The sequence below is a fragment of the Phnomibacter ginsenosidimutans genome, assembly GCF_009740285.1.
GTDB lineage: Bacteria > Bacteroidota > Bacteroidia > Chitinophagales > Chitinophagaceae > Phnomibacter > Phnomibacter ginsenosidimutans.
The window spans coordinates 2,386,173-2,404,651 of the sequence record NZ_CP046566.1 but is presented as its reverse complement, the minus strand read 5'-3'; the positions used below and the strand labels follow the sequence as shown (position 1 = coordinate 2,404,651).

Annotated in this window: 20 protein-coding genes, 1 tRNA gene and 1 riboswitch; of the genes, 7 read left to right on the top strand and 14 right to left on the bottom strand. The window is 40.8% G+C overall.

Features of this window, described 5'->3' with window-relative positions; translation table 11 throughout:
* Positions 1-3: 3 nt before the first annotated feature.
* The gene (locus tag GLV81_RS10430; protein ID WP_157478814.1) at positions 4-1,359 is read right to left on the bottom strand and encodes an AcrVA2 family anti-CRISPR protein; all 1,356 of its coding nucleotides are present in this window, start codon (positions 1,357-1,359) and stop codon (positions 4-6) included.
* 155 nt (positions 1,360-1,514) lie between these two features.
* On the opposite strand from GLV81_RS10430, the gene GLV81_RS10425 reads away from it, so the two are divergent.
* Entirely contained in the window at positions 1,515-1,865 is a 351-nt protein-coding gene (locus GLV81_RS10425; RefSeq protein ID WP_157478813.1) for a hypothetical protein, read from the top strand.
* A 156-nt stretch (positions 1,866-2,021) separates the two neighbouring features.
* Here the strand turns inward: GLV81_RS10425 and GLV81_RS10420 are convergent, their stop codons facing one another.
* From GLV81_RS10420 to GLV81_RS10370, 11 genes are all read right to left on the bottom strand, one after another.
* The gene (locus GLV81_RS10420) at positions 2,022-2,543 is read right to left on the bottom strand and encodes a hypothetical protein (RefSeq protein ID WP_197428220.1); all 522 of its coding nucleotides are present in this window, start codon (positions 2,541-2,543) and stop codon (positions 2,022-2,024) included.
* Positions 2,544-2,762: 219 nt separating this feature from the next.
* Entirely contained in the window at positions 2,763-3,209 is a 447-nt protein-coding gene (locus GLV81_RS10415) for a hypothetical protein (protein WP_157478811.1), read from the bottom strand.
* Complete coding sequence (locus tag GLV81_RS10410) at positions 3,209-3,403, bottom strand: hypothetical protein (protein ID WP_157478810.1); 195 nt, start codon at positions 3,401-3,403, stop codon at positions 3,209-3,211. The genes GLV81_RS10415 and GLV81_RS10410 overlap by 1 nt, the downstream gene beginning before the upstream one ends.
* 152 nt (positions 3,404-3,555) lie before the next feature.
* Positions 3,556-3,903 (bottom strand): hypothetical protein, encoded by a 348-nt coding sequence (locus tag GLV81_RS10405; RefSeq protein WP_157478809.1) that lies wholly within the window; start codon positions 3,901-3,903, stop codon positions 3,556-3,558.
* 1 nt (position 3,904) lies between these two features.
* A complete protein-coding gene (locus GLV81_RS10400) occupies positions 3,905-4,339 on the bottom strand; it encodes a hypothetical protein (protein WP_157478808.1) in 435 nt (144 codons plus the stop codon).
* A 297-nt stretch (positions 4,340-4,636) separates the two neighbouring features.
* Positions 4,637-5,323: a DUF6602 domain-containing protein gene (locus tag GLV81_RS10395; protein WP_157478807.1), complete on the bottom strand. Its 687-nt coding sequence runs from the start codon at positions 5,321-5,323 to the stop codon at positions 4,637-4,639.
* A complete protein-coding gene (locus tag GLV81_RS10390) occupies positions 5,320-7,914 on the bottom strand; it encodes an N-6 DNA methylase (RefSeq protein WP_157478806.1) in 2,595 nt (864 codons plus the stop codon). Before GLV81_RS10390 ends, GLV81_RS10395 begins: the two co-directional genes overlap by 4 nt.
* A complete protein-coding gene (locus GLV81_RS10385) occupies positions 7,911-8,225 on the bottom strand; it encodes a hypothetical protein (protein WP_157478805.1) in 315 nt (104 codons plus the stop codon). Before GLV81_RS10385 ends, GLV81_RS10390 begins: the two co-directional genes overlap by 4 nt.
* Positions 8,226-8,230: 5 nt before the next feature.
* Positions 8,231-10,117 (bottom strand): DEAD/DEAH box helicase family protein, encoded by a 1,887-nt coding sequence (locus GLV81_RS10380; RefSeq protein ID WP_157478804.1) that lies wholly within the window; start codon positions 10,115-10,117, stop codon positions 8,231-8,233.
* Positions 10,087-10,749, bottom strand: coding sequence for a type I restriction enzyme HsdR N-terminal domain-containing protein (locus GLV81_RS10375; RefSeq protein ID WP_157478803.1), 663 nt, complete (start codon positions 10,747-10,749; stop codon positions 10,087-10,089). The genes GLV81_RS10380 and GLV81_RS10375 overlap by 31 nt, the downstream gene beginning before the upstream one ends.
* Positions 10,750-11,138: 389 nt before the next feature.
* A complete protein-coding gene (locus GLV81_RS10370) occupies positions 11,139-12,359 on the bottom strand; it encodes a tyrosine-type recombinase/integrase (RefSeq protein WP_157478802.1) in 1,221 nt (406 codons plus the stop codon).
* 56 nt (positions 12,360-12,415) lie between these two features.
* On the opposite strand from GLV81_RS10370, the gene GLV81_RS10365 reads away from it, so the two are divergent.
* The 3 genes from GLV81_RS10365 to GLV81_RS10355 all read left to right on the top strand — a co-directional run bounded on the left by GLV81_RS10365 (position 12,416) and on the right by GLV81_RS10355 (position 14,865).
* Positions 12,416-13,600 carry a D-alanine--D-alanine ligase gene (locus GLV81_RS10365; protein WP_246185925.1) on the top strand — a complete coding sequence of 395 codons (1,185 nt, stop codon included), beginning with the start codon at positions 12,416-12,418 and terminating at the stop codon, positions 13,598-13,600.
* A 70-nt stretch (positions 13,601-13,670) separates the two neighbouring features.
* On the top strand, positions 13,671-14,495 hold the full coding sequence (locus GLV81_RS10360; protein WP_157478801.1) for a PASTA domain-containing protein: 825 nt from the start codon (positions 13,671-13,673) through the stop codon (positions 14,493-14,495).
* Positions 14,496-14,553: 58 nt separating this feature from the next.
* Entirely contained in the window at positions 14,554-14,865 is a 312-nt protein-coding gene (locus GLV81_RS10355) for a rhodanese-like domain-containing protein (RefSeq protein WP_157480726.1), read from the top strand.
* A gap of 77 nt (positions 14,866-14,942) precedes the next feature.
* On the opposite strand, the gene GLV81_RS10350 is transcribed toward GLV81_RS10355, so the two are convergent.
* Together GLV81_RS10350 and GLV81_RS10345 are read right to left on the bottom strand one after the other, a co-directional pair.
* Positions 14,943-15,542, bottom strand: a complete 600-nt coding sequence (locus GLV81_RS10350) for a TonB-dependent receptor domain-containing protein (protein ID WP_157478800.1) — start codon at positions 15,540-15,542, stop codon at positions 14,943-14,945.
* 11 nt (positions 15,543-15,553) lie between these two features.
* Positions 15,554-17,317: a TonB-dependent receptor gene (locus GLV81_RS10345; protein WP_157478799.1), complete on the bottom strand. Its 1,764-nt coding sequence runs from the start codon at positions 17,315-17,317 to the stop codon at positions 15,554-15,556.
* Positions 17,318-17,364: 47 nt separating this feature from the next.
* Positions 17,365-17,469: riboswitch (TPP riboswitch) on the bottom strand.
* 152 nt (positions 17,470-17,621) lie between these two features.
* Between GLV81_RS10345 and GLV81_RS10340 the strand changes: the two genes are divergently transcribed.
* From GLV81_RS10340 to GLV81_RS10330, 3 genes are all read left to right on the top strand, one after another.
* Positions 17,622-18,035 (top strand): GIN domain-containing protein, encoded by a 414-nt coding sequence (locus GLV81_RS10340; protein WP_157478798.1) that lies wholly within the window; start codon positions 17,622-17,624, stop codon positions 18,033-18,035.
* On the top strand, positions 18,016-18,393 hold the full coding sequence (locus tag GLV81_RS10335) for a GIN domain-containing protein (protein ID WP_157478797.1): 378 nt from the start codon (positions 18,016-18,018) through the stop codon (positions 18,391-18,393). The genes GLV81_RS10340 and GLV81_RS10335 overlap by 20 nt, the downstream gene beginning before the upstream one ends.
* Positions 18,384-18,455 (top strand) — tRNA-Met (locus GLV81_RS10330). Before GLV81_RS10335 ends, GLV81_RS10330 begins: the two co-directional genes overlap by 10 nt.
* Positions 18,456-18,479: the final 24 nt, after the last annotated feature.

Genomic DNA, 18,479 nt, shown 5'->3' with positions numbered 1-18,479 from the left:
TTTCTACACTTCATATATATGTCCGATATTAGGGTCTCCTTTATCTTTTCTAACTATTGTCGGCTTAATCCAAATTAGTTTTCTACTTGTCAACCCTGTGCCAAATGGTTGATTTCTCCAATGTCCACGTCTCCAATGAGGTTCAACTTCAATTCCTGTATCGGTTATTTTAAATTCTCTTTCTATTTTGTTTCCGCAAAAGTGAATTTTGGAATATGAAAACTTTTTTAGTTTATCAATAATCTTTGTCCTTTGTTGATGTTTTTTGGTTTTTGATAATTCCTTTTCAAGTTGTGTTGCCTGTTCGTTTGTTGTTGAAATTTCAATATCGTCATCAACAAAATTTAAGTAACAAAGAGCATTAACAATAATCATCAAGGATTTGTCAAATAGCACATATTCTTCCCATTCGCTTTCGTAACACTTTTCAGGTTGTTTTGTGAGAGTGTGCATTTTCTCAAATTCAATTTCGCTTGGCTCTGTTTTTGGGTCCCAAATATCATAAAAGCAAACCGTTGAATGATTAAACGTTACTTCGTCATCAATTTTGAAATTACTTTCTTCGCTATCCCATTTTGAAAAGTCGAGTGTGAAGCTGATTGTTGGAAAGCGAAAATCCTTAGTTATAGGTGTCTTTTTGTCGAAGTTGTCTTTTGTATCTATAAAAGTCAATCTTATATCAAGACTTCTTTCACGAAGTAGTGTTACAAATGCTCCGTCTAAATAATATTTTTTGTCATCGTCTTGAAGCTGATATTCAATGTCGTGTTTGTGTTCAAACAAATCAATTGGATACTCAATATCTGTTAATGCTCCAAAATGTAGGTAAATGCTATTATATGGTAATTTAATATCAGAAAATCTAATGTTTCCAATGTCTGTATGATTTAGAAGATGAATTAAAAAAGGGGATAGGCTAAAAATATTACGCCCACCTTTATAGAAGTCAATTAGCGTTTTGGTAGTTTCTGTTTCTTCTTCAAGTCTTGGATGATTTTTTATTAAACCTTTTGTCTTGTCAAGCCAATTCGACCATTCTTTCCAAACATCTGTTTGCATTTTTTTTGTTTGGTTTTCAGCATAGGCTTTAAGTTCTTCTTTTGTCGGCTTTTCTGATAGAATAATATCATCCTTATGCAATCTTGATAAAATGTCGTCTCTCTCGTCTAATAAATAGTCTGGCAAATATGCCCCTTCGTGCCACTCCGCAACTGGTTGTCTAATAAATGCTCTTAGATCGTGATATGCGTCTGCGTAATTATCAAAGTCGCCATTAATAAAGTTCTTGACTGCTTTGTTAAATAGAGGTCTGTTTTTTACAAACCGTTCTGGAAAATATTTGTCGTATTTGTCACTCATATTTTTTAACGTTCTTTTGTTGTGGTGTCGTCTTTTAGCCTGACCGCTAACGGTACGGCTTTATGCTGTGCCACTTAGAAATTTTAAATTATAAACCACCGTCCGGCATAGCATAAAACCGATTGTTGTGTGCAGGGCGGGTAAAATAAAGCGAAATGTCAGAATTAGAAAAACTTAAACACGAACTTGAAGTAACTGAAAAACTACTTGAAGAAAGGCAAAAGTTACTTGATGCAATCCCCGAATGTCCTGTACACGGCAAATGTGTACCACACGCATTGGAATGGATAGAAAAACATAAAGGGAAAGAAATTGAATGTGCCATAAAGGTAGGAATGGTTATTCGGTATATGACAGATAAAAATTGGGATAAACTTGGACAACACGCAATGGTTACAGCATATTCAATACCAGATGATAAAGTATGGGTCGGTCATCAAGTAATTTCTATTGCAGGGTTTTTAGAAAATATAGAAAATGGAAGGTATGAAGTTGTTGTCAGGTAGCCTTGCACACAACGTTTTGCCGCTTTGCGAAGGCGGGGATTTTCAGCACTAAACTTCATTAGATGCACAAAGCTTGAATTTAGCACTTCACTGTCATAGAAGCACGAAACCCCCGCTTTTGCAAAACGGCTGTTATAGGGCGTTTTCTCTCTGTCGTCATAGTTCGCGCTCGCATTTAGTCCAAAATTCTGTCCAGCTTATTTCTGGTTGGTGATTTTCAAAATATTCTTTTATCTCGTCTTTCATTACTTCTCTTGCTTGTTCTAATATTGAAAAGTATTCAATAACAAGTCTTGGTTGGTTACTCTCGTCCTTTCTGAAAATTTCACGCTCAAAGTCAAATCTGTTTCCTTGGTCTGCTGTGTCGTTTATTGCCTGTAAAATTCTTCTTGGGTGTTGGTGGTGTCCGCACTCCGAACTCATTAGAGAAGGTGCTGTACAGTTACCAATAAATTTTGGATACAAAGTCTTTCTTTGAAAAGTCTGATATGATTGTCGGTAGTTTGAATAAAAAGTCTGGTCAACTAAAACAGTCCAATAGAGTGCAACAGCAAATAACCCTTGTCTGTCCTGAGGAATTATGTCTAAATACTTGTATTGCGGTGTCAAGAAGAAGTATTGTATATTAAACTCGTTCTTGTCGTAATGTTTGTTGCCATCAATAGGTATTTGTCCCACGAAATTTAGAAGGTCACGTTGAAAATACTGTTTGTAATATGTCTTAAAATCTGTCAATGCGTTGTCGTTTTAAAATGCCCTATAACGGTTTGGGGCTTTGCGTTCGGGCGGGAAATCGAAGCTCAAAAGCCGAATTTATTACTATAGTTCAACAGAAAAACTACTGTTGAGTTTTGCACTTCAGCCCGCCTGACGCAAAACCCTTGTTGCCTGCTGTTTTTATTCCTCGTATGTGTCAAGTTTCCAATTTTTGTCGCCACGCAGTTCTCTCCATTTCCAATAGCTTTCATAAAAACTGTCGTGAAGCATATCTTGAAATTCATCTGCGTCTTCATTAAGGTCTTGGTCAATAAGTTTTATTCCAGTCCATTCGTCATACATAAGTTTAGGGTCAGTTGTGCCGTCAATTATATTAAGCATATTAAAAACTATTCCTGCACTATTGTCGGCAATAACTTTTCGTAAAGCATTTTTTAAATGTTCGTTGTTGTCAAGTTTATTGAGCTCTTGCTTTTCTAAATCTGTCAACCCACTATTTGGCGGATAGGTCAAGAAGTCAAAGTTTTTGTCCTCAATAATATTTTTAACTGTCGCCTCTGCATATTCTTCAATATCTTGGTTTAGGTCAAGCATTAAGGCTAACGCATTATTATTTGATAGTTCCATTAGTTCAAAATTTTGTAAATAGAAGGTTTGTCAACTTTTAGCAATTCTAAAATATATGCAGCTTTAACTTTGTCGTGTTTTTTTGATTTGTCAAACTCATTCATAAGTCCGCTTACATAAAGGCGTTCGTTTACTGTCATTTCTTCAAGTCCTTCAACTCGTCTAACTGCTTGTAAAATTTCATCGTTTGTCATTGTGGAGTGTGTCTCTTTAAAATAGCAGGCAACGGCCAGGGCTTTGCGTTCGTGGCGGTCTCAGGGAACCTCAGCCCAGCCCTGGTTTAAAGATGATTAGAATTACAGCGATCAGGGTTTAGGCGTCAGCCGCCATGACGCAAAACCCAGTGTTAGTAGCCGTTTTTTGTCGGCCCGTTTCTAATAACTTTCAATCTTGTATAACGAAAAACCTTTTCTGCTTTTGGGTCTCCTTTGGTCGGATTATAACCAGTCGGATAACCTGCATATGAAATAATTTGTCCAGTTACTTGAATTTGTAAAGGAAGGTTGTTGCCTTGCCACAATTTGTCAGCATTGATAAGTTTATCAGTTGCTGGCTCTAAAAAATAATATTCTCTTACAGTATCTGCCGATGATTTTGTATCACTCCATTGCGCACAGGTACATTCTACTGCGTTGTATGATAAGTTAAGTGTCGTGTCGTCTTTTGCTGAATATTCAATATCCTTTTTGAACACATCAATCTTTGTATAACGAAAAACTCTCGCTTTGTCCAACTGTTCCTCCCCCTTTAGTTGTTCCTTTTGGATAGTCGGGTCTTACATAAAATTGTCCAGTAACTTTTATAAAGTGTCTTCCTGGGTCAAAGTACATAGGAAGTTCTAAATCTTTGTTTGCCGGCTCAATAAAAATACAATGCTCTGCAAGTTTATCATCTTCGTAGTTTTTAAAATCATCAGGTGTTACCCAATTAGCACAAGCACAGCCCCAAACAATATAACTCATCTCTAAAGTTTCTATCTTGCCGTTTAAAGTATTTGATGGATCAGAAATGTCTTTCTCTTCTGAACTTTGTCGTACCAAAGTGTCGTTTGGGACTGCGGTTTTGTCAAGTTTGTTTTGGTTAGTCGTACAAGCCGTAAAAAGCAATATGATTGGTAAGAGTTTCTTCACTTGTAGGGTGTCTGTAAAATGGCTACTAACGTTTTGGGTATTGCCGAAGGCGGGGATTTTTAGCACAAAAGTTCAATCGAAGAACGAATGTTGAACCTTGCACAAATGTCCAATCGACGCTGTTCTGCCCCGCTTTTGGCAATACCTTGTTATGGGCTGCCCTTCTGTCTTTCGTGTTTAATTGTCTGTTCATTTTGTGTCTGTCGTGGTGCGTTGGCTTGGTGGCTCTTTTGCAAAACTTGGCTTGTGCGTTGACTTGTGCGGTTTTGCAAATGTGCCACCAAATGCGTTGGCAGTTTAGTGTTTCAAAATTCCTTTTATCATTTTTAGAAAGTCTTTAAGTGCTGGTAAATTTTCTGAAAGGTCGTAACTGCCGTCTGATAGTTCTGATGTGTCCTTACGCAAAAAGAATTCACTTGTCCCTGTGAAGTCTTCAAACTCTGTCTGGTCAATGCAAACAAAAAAGTCAATGTGTGGATATTCAAATTCTCTATTTCCGTCAACAGTGTAGATTTCAAATTCCTTGTCGTAAACATAGCTGAACCTTTCAAGTAATGTTGTTTTTAAGATGTCTATTTTGTAGCAAAACATTCCGCATAGTGGTGTTGTATCAAAACAGTTTTGTTTTATCGTCTTGGCTCGTTTATTAAAAGCTTCAATGTCTGCACTTGTTGCGTTTGTTTTTACCTCAATAATCATTTTACAATCATCAGCATTAACTCCAATGTCTTCGGGTGTAAATGCTGCAACTAAGGCGTAGTCATTTGTAAGAATTAAATCAACTTGTCCTTCGTTTTCTTCGTTGTCAAGGTTTACAACCCCTCTGCTAATTGTGATACGATTATTAAAATGCTTTTCAATAATTTCTTTAACAAAGAACTCACGAACTTTTCCACGAATGCCCATATGTTGAATTACCTCTGCAACATCGCTTTGGGCATTCAATAATTTTTCTGTGTAATGGAAATATTCTTCAAATTTCATTTGCCCCAAACTTTATCAATTACAAATTTTATTTCGTCTTGCATTTTATTAGCAAGGGCAATTGAGCCATTCAAAGTCATTTGTTCTGCTTCGTATTCTTCAATAAGTCTGTCTTGGGTTTCGAGGTCAGGAAGTTTGATTTCAAAACTTTTAATTTCATCAACAGAAGCAACATTTTTTATCGCCACACCTGATACACCCTTTGAAAGTTGAATTTGAAAATGAGGAGTTTCCATTAGTAGTTTTAAAAACAACGGACGAACTAAATCTGTTTTTGGAGTTAGCTTAAGAAGTGCTTGATTAATTATTCCTCTCGGGGCATTTTCTGGAACCAGTGCAACTTTTCCGAATGTCCCAGAACAACTCATTAAAATATCATCTTGTAATACTTCAAAACGCTTCATTTCTTGGAACTTTTCCTCATTTATAAAATATCTTGCAATCGAAAAGTCATTTTGAATTGCGTGACTTTGTTCATATACTAAGTAGCCACTTTCAACAAATATTTCCTTTTTGAGAGAGCCGCCAAATGGGCCTCTTACAAAATCAGCAATATCAATAAGTCTTACATCTTCCCAAGTATCTTGAATTTTGAAAGTTGGTGCATAGTTTTCTGAAAGTAAATTGCAACCGTCAATAATCTTTTGATACCGTTCTATTTCAGCAACTACCATTTGCTGTATTTCAACAGGAGGCAAGGGGATTTGTATTTGTTCAATTTGACTTTTGTTTATGCTATCAAAAACAGCACCTCCGTTACCTTTAATTTCATCTTGTTGATTTTTTAAAAAATAGTATAAATACTCTTTGTAAATTTTTTCAGAAGCTCTAATTGCTGCCAAACCTCTACCAATACAGATTTCCTGAGTGGCAAAATTTACGGGGCCAACTGGAGCCCTCACCGAAATTAAGATATCATCTTTTAAAGCTATTCTAGTGGTTTTAGTTGTCCAGTGAACAGGTGCACCTATATACATATTTCCAAATTCTGTTTTGCCCTGATAAAATGGTAGCCCTTGACCTTCGGAATTATAAAACTCGCTTTCAGGAGATTGACCTGCTATTACTTCTGCAACTTGACCAATAGAAACTATATCATATTGTGAAACGCCTTTTTCCTTATCAGCAGCAGCATATTTGTCAAAACTTAAAATGTAATCTCTCGAATTATCAATTAGCTCAATAATATCTTTTGAGAGTTTATTTGTGTTAATAAGATTTACTCCATATTGAATTACATCTTCTTTAATTGTTTCTTCAAACCATTCTTTAAGCTGCTTTTCGGTTTCATAGAGTTTGGAAATACCTGTCTTCTTCAGAAGTTCATTCAATAACTTTTCTTTCCTTTCCTTTAGGGTTTCAATTGTGTCTTCTGACTTCTGAATTTTTGACTTATTTTTTTCCCCGACTATCTTTAAACTTTCTGCATTAATTGATAATTCTATTTCCTCAATAGCTTTTACTGTTTTTTCTGATTGTTTTTTACAAAATGCAAATACTGTTGAAGTTGCTTTGTAATTATCAAGCTTTGCAAACTCGTCACGATGAAGCAAACGGAGTTTGCTAACAAACGGATTATCTGATTTTGTCTCAATTTCTTTTTTAAATTGCTCCAAATCTTTCTTACAAAGCTCCATCCATTCCAAAGCAGCAGGCAAGTCATTATCTTTAATTGGATTACGATTGGTGTTTAGGGAAAAACCATCATTGTCGACTTTAACAAGTAATATTTCTTTACGTTTTCTTGCAATTTCTCTGTCAATAAAAAGTATTGAAGTTTTTACTCCTGAGTAAGGTTGAAAAATATGTGCAGGCAATGATACCACAGCCCACAATCCTGCCTCATATATCAACCAGTTACGAAGAACAACGTAATCATTGGAAGTTGTAAAAACTATTCCTTCTGGAACGACAAAACCTGCTTTTCCGTCAGGGTTTAAATGTTGGAGAATGTATGATGAAAAGAGAATTTCAGTTCTATTTGCAGGAATTCTAAATTTATCGTGTGGGTCAATTCCGCCCTTCGGAGTCATAAATGGCGGATTAGCAAGAATACAATCGTATTTATCTTTCCACCGTGTATCTGTAATTAATGTATTGTATTCGTGAATTTGAGGATTTCCGAAATGGTGCAGATATAAGTTTACTCTTGCCAAACGAACCATTAAAGGCGTATTGTCATAGCCAACGATGTTTTTTTCAATTGTATTTCTTTCTGAACTTGAAAGTTTTGCTCCCCAATAAACTGGAATTCCTTCTGCTACATAATTTTCTAATTCAACTTTTGCAGTTTCGTAACCTGCTGTATTTCGCTTTAGAATATGCTTAAATGCAGAAACTAAGAAACCACCTGTTCCACAAGCAGGGTCTAGTATTGTTTCGTCTTTTTGAGGGTCTGTAACTTCTACAATAAAATCAATGATGTTTCTTGGCGTTCTGAATTGCCCATTATCACCTTGAGCACCCATTGTCATTAGAAGATACTCAAATGAGTTTCCTAATTCTTCACTGTGGTCGTATGTAAAGCCATTGATAATATCTAGGAAGCGTTGTAAAACTTTTCCGTCACGGAATTTTAAAAAAGCATTCAAAAGATTTCACGAAACAAGTTTGGAACTTGTTTCGCTTTTTGAATTGCTTCAATTCCATTTATGAATTTTGTCACTCTTTGGTCAGCACTTAATTGATTGCTCATTAATTGCTGCCAAGAGAATTCTTTTAGTTCTCCTGTGAAAAATTTCTCTTGTAAACCTACCTGACGAAGTTCTTCGTCCTGGTCGTCCATAAATTTATAAATCAGGGCAATTGTAATCAGTTCTATTTGGTCAGTTGGTAATGGCAAAACACCGACCAAGGTATCTCTTGCATCATCAATCTTCTTCTTTGTGTCTTTATCTAGCATCTTAATTATCGAGGTAAAAATTGATTAATGTTTACGTTGTCTTTGATGTAATTGAGAATTACAGGGATGTTATCCTTTCCAATAACTTTCAAATTGTAAAGCCCTAGCCTTGCATCATTAGGGTCGGGGTTTTTGTCATTCATTTGTTTGCGTATGTCGTCAAACAGTAAATAACTTTCAAAAAGGCGTTTTGCTGAATTGTATTTTGAGCCGTCAAGTTTTGCATCACTCATAAACTTTTCAAAATACTCGTCTGCTAAATCTGTTCTTGTTTTTAGCTTGTAGCCGTTTAGGAATATTTTCATTAAAATTTCTTGCAATGTTGCTCTTCTGTCAATCTCATACCAGTCAAGCAATTTTTCTAAATTCCAATATTCGGTCGGTTGATTGAACACTTTCTCTTTAACATAGGAACTTAATGTTGACCAGTCTTCTTGTTCAACAGCTTTTTTGAGGTCAGGATTTTTCTCAACTTCTTCTTTCGTTGTGTCTTCAAAGCGTTTTGAGAAAGCCTCTTTATCAACTTTCATTATTTTGGTCGGACCAAAATCTTCTTCTTTGATTGATTTTACTTCGTCTGAACCAGTGTAATTCAAATCGGGAGTTGGCGTTCCGCCACCGCCTTCACTTGCTTCACTTTCCTTAGGCAATTCAATTTTTTGTTTGTAATCATATTCCTCCTGGAAATATTGATGATTAGCAAAGAAGTCAAATAAAAAATAATTGTCTTTATCTACTCTTGGTAAATCGCCATATTCAAATATGTGCAGTCTTGTTCCTCTACCTTTTATTTGAATGTAATCTGTGGGTGAAAATATAGGTCTTGCTAAAACGACATTCAGAATATCTGGACAATCGTAACCAGTTGTCATCATTCCAACAGTTACACAAACTCGTGTTTTACTGCTTTCATAATCTCTTAAATCAGGATTGAAACTTGAATGTCCGTTAAGGTCGTTGTTTGCAAAACGTGTAGTTCTGTCTTGAGAGCCTGTAATATCAGAAGTTATTTGCAAGGCGAAGAATGAGCCTTTGCCATATTCTTCAGGAAATAATTTGCTGGCTTCATCATTGAGCATTTTTGTAACAATGCGACAATGAAAACGAGAAACACAGAAGAAAATAGTTTTGCCAATTTCTCCACTTATTGGGTCTCGTTTGGCGTGTTTGAAAAAGGCTTCAATGAATTTTTTATTCGTTTCGTTAGAAACGAATTTTTTCATAAAGTCCTTCTTATAAAATGTATCTTCTTCTTCGTCTCCGTCCTCGTTTGTGAATTTGTATGTCCAGCCTTGTTTGCTTAATAGGTCTGTGGTGATGTCTGTTCTTGCATCAAGCAATTTAGGCATACATAAATAAGGCGGAACGTGTTTAACCGCATCTTCTAAACTGAAACGATAAGTTGGTATTCCATCGGAACAACCAAATGTTTCATAAGTGCTTAAAAGAAGTCTCCTTTCAATATCTCTTGGATCTGCATCGTCAAGGTTTACACCTTTTAAATAATCTTTTGGAGTTGCAGTTAAACCAAGTTTAGAGCCAATGAAATATTCAAAAATTATTCTGTTGTTTCCGCTAATTGTTCTGTGTGCTTCATCTGATATAATTAACTGGAAATCTGTAGGCGAAAATTCCTTTAAAAATCTGTTATCGTATGATAAACTCTGAATTGTTGTAATTACGATTTTCGCATTTTGCCAATCGTTTTTGTTTCGCTTGTAAATAACAGATTGAATTCCGTCATCTTCTAAGTAGTTCTTAAAATGCTTGTATGCTTGTAATTCAAGTTCAATACGGTCAACAAGAAATAAAACTCTGTCTGCGTTGTTACTGCGAATAAACATTTTGATGATGGCTGCACTTAACAGGGTTTTCCCTGTTCCAGTTGCCATTTCAAAAGAAATCTTCTTTTGTCCTTTAGAAATTCGTTTTTGAGTTTGCTAATTGCTTCAACTTGATAATCTCTTAATTGTCGAATTCCTTTGTTTGTCTTTGCTTCGTTTTTCTGTGCTTCGGTGTATGTTAACCATTTGGGGTCTTGTGAAACAGCAATATAATTTTCATCAATTTGCTGTTCTGCCATTTGTTCAGGATTAGGAGTCCATTTTATTGCTTCTCCTAATTGTTTAATGCTCAAAAACTTTGAAATGATTGTTGGCTCACCATACTCCAAGTCCCAGTAATAGTGAACATTTCCGTTTGATAAAAAGATGTGTCTTATATGTTGAGCCCTTGCATATTCTCTTGCTTGTTGTTTTGCATCGAGTGGGTCAATGTTTTCTCTTTTGGCTTCAACTAATGCAATTGGTCTTTTTTGTTCATTGAGAAGTAGATAGTCAATAAAGCCGTCTGGTGCATTTTCAAGGTCTTCGCCAAGTTTGGAATTGTCGAACTGAGCTTTTTTTGTCCTGTGTTCTAAGGCAATGTTGCTGATACCGTTTTCATTGTCGAAGAAACGCCAGCCTGCGTCCTCCAACAATTTATTTATCTTAATCCTTGCTTTAGCTTCTTTGTCTGCTACCATTTATAATAAATTCAATTTATAGGTCGTAAAGTTAGTTTTTTCAGTGCTGTTTCGGTCAAAAGTTACACTCAAATTGTCCGCTGTCCACTTGTAGGGTGGTGGGTGGGCTTTGGGTGCAGTTGGGCAAAATTAAATGTGCTGCAAAAGCGTTGGCTTGTGTGTCGGCTTGCAGCTCTTTTAATTTTGCGAAGGGTTGGCATTTGTATGTCGTTATGTGTCTGTTTCAATGTTGCGGTGTCGTCAAATAGGGTTGCCCATAACACGTAAATATATGATACTATTTCCAAAAACACCTAATGAAACATTATTGATTGTCAATGTTCTAGCGTTATACATTTTGTATTGTTATTAGTACAATACACCCGGTTATACATGTTGTATTGTTGGTGCTACCAGTCGATTTTTTTGTTTTTCCAAAGGTCGTCCAAAGGACTTATAATGTTTACTAATTGTTTTTTACTTACATGAAGATACCGCTCTGTGGTTTTAATGTCGAAATGGCCCAGCAGTTCTTTTATGTACCTTATATCAGTTCCCTTATCAAGCAAGTGGGTGGCAAAGCTGTGACGTAAACTGTGCACCCCTACCTCTTTTGTAATACCTGCTTTACTTTTCGCATTACTAAAAATTTGCTGAATCGTCCTGGTTGGGTAGGCGGTTGCTGTTTGGTCCGATTCGAACAGATATACTTTGGGAGTTGGTTTGTGGTGTTTTAAATACTGTCTTAAAATATCCAATAATAAGGGGCTCAGGTTTACGTAACGGTCTTTTTTGCCTTTTGCCCGAGCTATTAATATCTGCATCCTTTCGCTATCTATGGCCGATATTTTTAGAGCTGCTAGTTCGCTTACCCTGAGGCCTGCGCTATAGATAGTAAATAGCATGGCTTTGTGTTTTTTATTATCCAAGGCATTAAACAATTTAGCCAGTTCTTCTTCATTCAGCAGTTTCGGCAATTGCAAATGCTTTTTCGGCCGGGGTATTTCCCAAAACAGTTTTTCCTTGCCCAATACCTGCTCGTAGTAAAACTTCAGGGCATTCATGCGGCTGTGTATAGTATTCTCACTCAGTTGCAATTGCGTATGGCAGTAGCTTAGGTAATCTTTCAGCCGTTGGGTGGTAAATGTATGAGCCTCATGCTTACCCAGCTGGGCAAAAAACAGGCGTAGCTCAGTAAGGTAAGTTCGTTGGGTACTTTGGCTGTAACCTTTTAGTATCAGTGCCTGTTGGGTTTGTTGCAGTGCAGCTGCATTGGCTGCATTTAAATATGGTGTAGCTGCGGGTGCGGCTATATTTTTAATTGTTGTGGTAGGCTTTTGAACTATAATGGCTTTTGGGGCTTTTGTTGCGGCTGGTTGTTTCAGTTGTTTTATATAGGCATCCAGCTTACTGCGGTCAATATTGGCCACAGGGGCAAGAATGGCCATCACTTTTTCAAATGCATCTTTACCAAGCGGCACATGCCAGCATTTGTGGGTGCGGCTCCATAAGGCACCAGCTTTGTGCAGTGGCCCGTTGATGCTGCCATGATTGGCAAAATGAATGCCCATACGGTGTGCTCCTTTATGGTAAAAGCCACTCAGATCAACTATAATTTTTTGTTGCTCCATTTTGTATCAAGTGGAAAACCAAACACTTTTTTCCGGTTATTAAATTAAGGCTTTGGATGCAAAAGGCAATTGGCAGTTTGCAGTTTGCTCCCGATAGCTATCGGGATGGCAGTTTGCAGGGCAGCGTTGTAATGGGTACTCATCAAATAATCCGGTTGCCAAAAAACAAAAACCATTTCAAACCTCTTACCTCGTACTTCATACCTCATACTTCTTCTTTCCTTTTCTTTGCGCAAAACACTGTAGTTATGTCGCGACCGGTGATAGCCTTTGTTACAGGCGGATACAGTGGTGAGGCACAAATCTCTTACAAGAGTGCCATCACCATCCAGGCCAATATTGATACCGATAAGTTTGAATACTATACCATCGACATCCGCAAGGATGGCTGGTTTTGCCTGCACCAGGGAGCGGAGCTGCCGGTAGACCGGGCCAATTTTACCGTGCCGCTCGATGGCCAAACCATCCGGTTTGATGCGGTGCTCATTGGTATACATGGCACCCCCGGTGAGGATGGCAAGCTGCAGGGCTATTTCGACATGCTGGGTATACCGTACACCAGCTGCGATGCCACTGCTTCGGCCATCACCTTCAACAAGCGGTACACCGTGGCCGTAGCCGGCATGAGCGGCATTCATGTGGCCAAGAGTTTCCACTACTTCAAAGGCGATGCCATTGATATGGCACAACTGGCGGCGGCATTGCAGTTTCCGGTGTTTGTAAAGCCGGCCAACGGTGGCAGCAGCATTGGCATGAGCAAAGTGCCCGATGCGGCTGGTTTACCCGCCGCTATTGATAAGGCGTTTGCCGAAGACGATCAGGTGCTGGTGGAAGAGTTCATTGCCGGCCGGGAGTTTACCATTGGCGTAGCCCGCCTGCATGGTGAAATCGTGGCCCTGCCCATGACGGAAGTGATCAGCGAAAACTACTTCTTCGATTTCGAAGCCAAGTATCAGGGCAAGAGCAAAGAGATAACACCGGCGGAAGTAGAAGCGTGGAAGGCCGAGAAAATTCGGGCTGCTGCCAGAAAGATCTACAGCATTTTCAACTGCAATGGTGTGGTGCGGATTGATTTTATTTTCAACGAAGCCATGGGCGAACCCTACATGCTGGAGATTAATACCGTGCCGGGGCAGAGTGCCGCCAGCATTGTACCGCAGCAGGTAAAAGCCATGGGCTGGTCGCTCCGCGATTTTTACTCAGCGTTAATAGAAGATGCCCTGCACAGACGAAAAGCCTGAGCATTCCGTTAATTTTAGCGGCCACTTCGAAAGGATTGGTATTTTACACCCCCAATAAATTTGATTCATCTTGTTTCGATTCATCACCAAGCAACCGTTTTGGGTCAACCTGCTGGCAGCCATTGCCCTGGTAGTAGGATTGTTGTTTCTGGTATTGTGGATGTTGGGTTTCATCACCCGCCACGGTCAGTACGAAAGGGTACCTTCTGTCATTGGTAAGCCTTCCGCAGAAGCCATCCGCCTGTTGGAAGACAAAGGCTTTACCGTAGAAATTCAGGATAGTATTTGGCTGGAATCGGAGCCTGTGGGGGCTGTGCTCAAGCAGCTACCCGCCGGTGAGGATATGGTAAAAGCCAAGCGGACCATTTACCTTACCATCAACCGCAGCCAGCCGCCCATGGTGGATATGCCCAACCTGGTGGGCCTTTCGTTTCGCAACGCCGAACTCTACATCAAGCAAATGGGCCTGCGCATTGGCGATACCAGCCGCAAGCCCGACATAGCCAAAGATGCCGTGCTGGAGCAGCTTTACAATGGTGCCCCCATACGGCCGGGTACCAAAATCTATCAGGGCAGTGTCATCAGTTTTGTGCTGGGCAGTGGCCTCGGCGATGCTGAGCTGCAAGTGCCTCAACTGGTAGGTATGCGCTTTAGCGAAGCACAGGCTTTCCTGAGTGGCATGGGCATCAACATTGGCGCCATACTGGCCGACCCCGATGTGAAGGATACCGCCAACGCTTTCATTTACAAACAAAGCCCCGAGCTGAGAAGTATATTACCCGATGGCAGCAGTGAGATTAATAAAATGCTGCCCGGCCAAAGCATGGATGTGTGGATTGGCACAACGCCTGTAACGCCGCCTGCTGCCGACTCGGTGACAATTGTCGAACAATAATATCTGTCTTTGCCACAATTTTGCAATCCATCAATTTATCAAAGCAGCCCCTATGTCCATGAAACAAATGTCTGTAGAAGACCTGAAAAGCAGGCTCGATGCCGGCGAAACCGTTAACCTGATTGACGTAAGAGAAGACCATGAACGTGCCGATTTCAACATCGGTGGTTTGCACTATAAGCTGGGCCTCATTACGGCCATGCAGTTTGATGACATTGAACACCTTAAAGACGAGGAAGTGATTGTGTATTGCCGCAGCGGCAACCGCAGCCAGATTGCCGGTTTGGTAATGCAGTCGGCTGGTTTTACCAACGTTATCAACCTGGCAGGCGGCATGCTCGATTGGGAAGCCCGTTACGGTCGCAAGTAATTTTTTTACAACGCATAAAAAGAGCAGCCCGCTACACAGTGGGCTGCTCTTTTGTATTTGGCTGAAAGCCGTGAGCGTTAGAGTTTGATGTTGAGGGCCAGCATAAAGTTGCGGCCAGCCATGGGGTAGTAATAGTTTTCGGTACTGAGGCTGCCACCGGCAATGTAGCTGAACGTGTAGCCATTGGGTTCGTACTGGCTATTGAGTACGTTGTTTACCTGCAGGGCCAGGCGTACTTCTTTCAGCACTTTGCCCACGGAGAACAAGTAGCTGGCACGTACATCATTGTTGATGTACGGATCGAGACTCCGGCTGCGCAATTCGCTGTTGTCGAGGTACTGGCGGCTCACATGCTTAGCCATCCACTCCAATTCCAGTTGGCGCACCGGTTGGTAGCTTACTGAGAGAAACTGCACAAACTTGGGCGAAAAGGCAATGGCGGTATTGCCACGTACAATGGCCTGCTGCGTACCGTCGTCGTAGTTGTCAATGTATTCGGTAAAATCAAGCAGCCTGTTTTGGCTAAAGGCGCCGGAGTAGCGGATGTTACCTTTTTTGTAGCGGTAGTTGAGTTCGAGTTCGGCACCGGCACGGTAGCTGTTGGGTATGTTGGTGCGGGTATAAGCTCCCACATCGTTTACTTTTCCGGTCAGTACCAGCTGGTCTTTGTACCGCATGTAGTACACAGTCAGGCTGGCTTGTACATTGCGCAGCAGTTCTTTTTGCTGATGTTCAGTTCCACATCATGCAGCTGTTCGCGGCGGGGTAGTTGGGTAAGGCCTGCTTCAAAATCATCTCGGTTGGGTTCTTTGTTGCCCACCGCATAGCTGAGAAAGCCACTCCAGTTTTGATGCTGATAAGATATACCGGCCTTTGGATTGATGAAGTTCCAGTTTTCATTCACCGACACGCCGGGGTTGTTGCGGAAGCCATCAATCTTGTAGTGCACAAAACGGTATTGCACATCGGCAAACAATTTCCAGCGGTTGTTGGGCAGGCTGTACTGGTATTTGCTGTACACATTGATGTCCGACTTAGAAGCATCAAAATCATAATAACGCTGGCGGAAATTGGGTTGCGCAGCTGTCCAGATCACATCGCCAAAATGCTGGCCGGGATAGAAGCTCCAGCCACCACCTACCGTAAACTCATGGCGGTTTTTGGTATGCTGCCAAGAGAATACCTGACCAAAGAGTTTGTTCTTCAACCACAACCGGCGTATCAAATCGGTACGGCTTTGTGGAATACCATTTCCATCATTTATCGGATTGATGCCGTACGAAGACAAACGGGCATTGGCTTTGTATTGTTCATAGTAACCACGGCCGGTAGTGAGGTACAGTGCCGTGTTGAACACACTGTGGCTGTTGAATTCATGGTTAAAAAACAACTGGTAGTGGTTTTGCCAGTAGTTATCGGTTTCATTGTCGTAAGGTGAGCCGGGCTTTTCTGTGCCGGCACTGTTGAAGGTGCGGTTGTTGTTTTTGTCCGCTTCGCTGATGCCGTACCAGGCCTGGTAGGTTTTTTCTTTACCCAAAATAGCATTGAAGCGGAGCGACGATTTTTTGCCCCAATACCCGACGGTGAATTGGCCACTTTGCAGCCTGCTCGAAGCCCGGTCAATAAAACCTTCGCTGCTGATGTTGCTTACTCTGGCATCAATCGTGAAATGCTTGCCTATCAAACCGCTGCCTGCTTTGATGGTGTTTTTAAACGTACTGAAACTGCCAACACTGTTGTTCACCTCAGCATAAGCCTGTGGCTGATAACTGTGGGTACTGAAGTTCATGCTGGCACCAAAGGCTCCGGCACCATTGCTGCTGGTACCCACACCCCGCTGAACTTGTATGCTGCTTACCGAAGAGAGCAGATCGGGCAGGTTTACAAAAAACAGCCCCTGACTTTCGGCATCGTTGTACGGAATGCCGTTGATGGTCATGTTGATACGGCTGGCATCACTACCCCGTATGCGGATGCCGGTATAGCCAATACCGTTACCAGCGTCGCTGTTCACCACCACATTGGGCGTTTGGTTCAGCAAAAAAGGAATGTCCTGACCAAGGTTGTTTTTTTCGATGGTCGATTTTGCAATGTCTGTTTTGGTAAACGGCGCATTGTTGCCGGCACGGATGCCTCGTACTTCCACAGGCTGCAAAGCAGCTGGCAGGGGCGTGAGCACAATTTTGTGCAGGCTATTGCCAGCAGTAAGGCTGGTATCTTTGGCGTAATACCCGGCATAGCTGATGCGCAAGGCCAATGAGGCGCTGCTGCTATTTACATCGGCCAGGCCATTGCCATTGGTGATGAATGTTTTTTTGCTGGCGGCCTGCAGACTAATGCTGGCACCATCGAGTGCTGTACCATCGGGTTGAACTACCTGTATACGAACAGTATTTTGTGCCGCTACAGAGAAAGAAATAAGGAGGGAGAGAATCGAGCAAATCCTTTTCATACTACACGGAATTTGCCCGGAATGCTTCTGCACACAGCCACGTATGGCTAAGAAGGAAGCGGCCTTCCCTTCGCAGGTATTATCCTGATCAGGTTCAACGGGTGATTTCTCAGTCTCAGTCACTTTGTGCTGAAACACCCCGGGCGATGATTAATATGCAAATGTATAGTCACGAAAAATTTTCTGACAAAACTTTTTCATGCACTGTAACATTTTATTACCGATTTCGTACAACGGTCACAACAGAACAATAACCCCACCAAGGTGGCTAATCCCTTACTTTCACTTGAAAATGATTTTTGATATGAAACGTTTTTTCTTGCTTGCTGCCGTGTTATTCCAACTTGGCTTTTTGCCCGCTATGGCACAAACCACCATCAACGATCCCAATGTGGAGGTGCGCAACGTGGGCAGTTTCAACAGCATCGTTATCAGCAGTGCTATTGATTTAATCATTTCTCAGAGCAACAGTACCGCTGTAGCCGTAAGTGCTTCCGAAGCCAAATATGTAGATGGCATCACCACAGAGGTGCGCAACAATACCTTGTACATTGGCTACAAAAGCAACATGGGCTGGGGCGCCAAGTACATGCGGGCTTATGTATCGGTGCCCACCCTTATGAAAATTGGTGCATCGGGTGCTTGCAACGTAAAAACGGAAGGCACATTTAAAACAGATGATCTCGAAATTGTATTGAGTGGCAGCAAGCGATTTTAAAGGAGCTGTAAAAGTGACCAACCTGAAATTGATTGCATCGGGCAGTAGCGATTTTGTCATCTCAGGCAGTGCCACCAACCTTCGTGCAGGCCTGAGTGGAGCCAGCGATTTGAAAGCCTTTGAACTCTCTGCCGACTATTGCGATGTAAGTGCTAGTGGTGCCAGCGATATTCAAATTTTGGTGAACAAAGAATTGAAAGCTGCAGCTTCTGGTGCCAGCGATATTTTCTACAAAGGCGAAGGCGTTGTGAAATCCATTTCTGCCTCCGGTGCCAGCGACATCAAAAAAGATCATAACAGTTTTGGCTCGATAAGTGTATCCCCCTATCTTTGCAGTCCCAAAAACGACGCGAAGTAGAGCAGCGGTAGCTCGTCGGGCTCATAACCCGAAGGTCGTAGGTTCGATCCCTACCTTCGCAACAAAAAATCAAGGCTTCCCCGGGA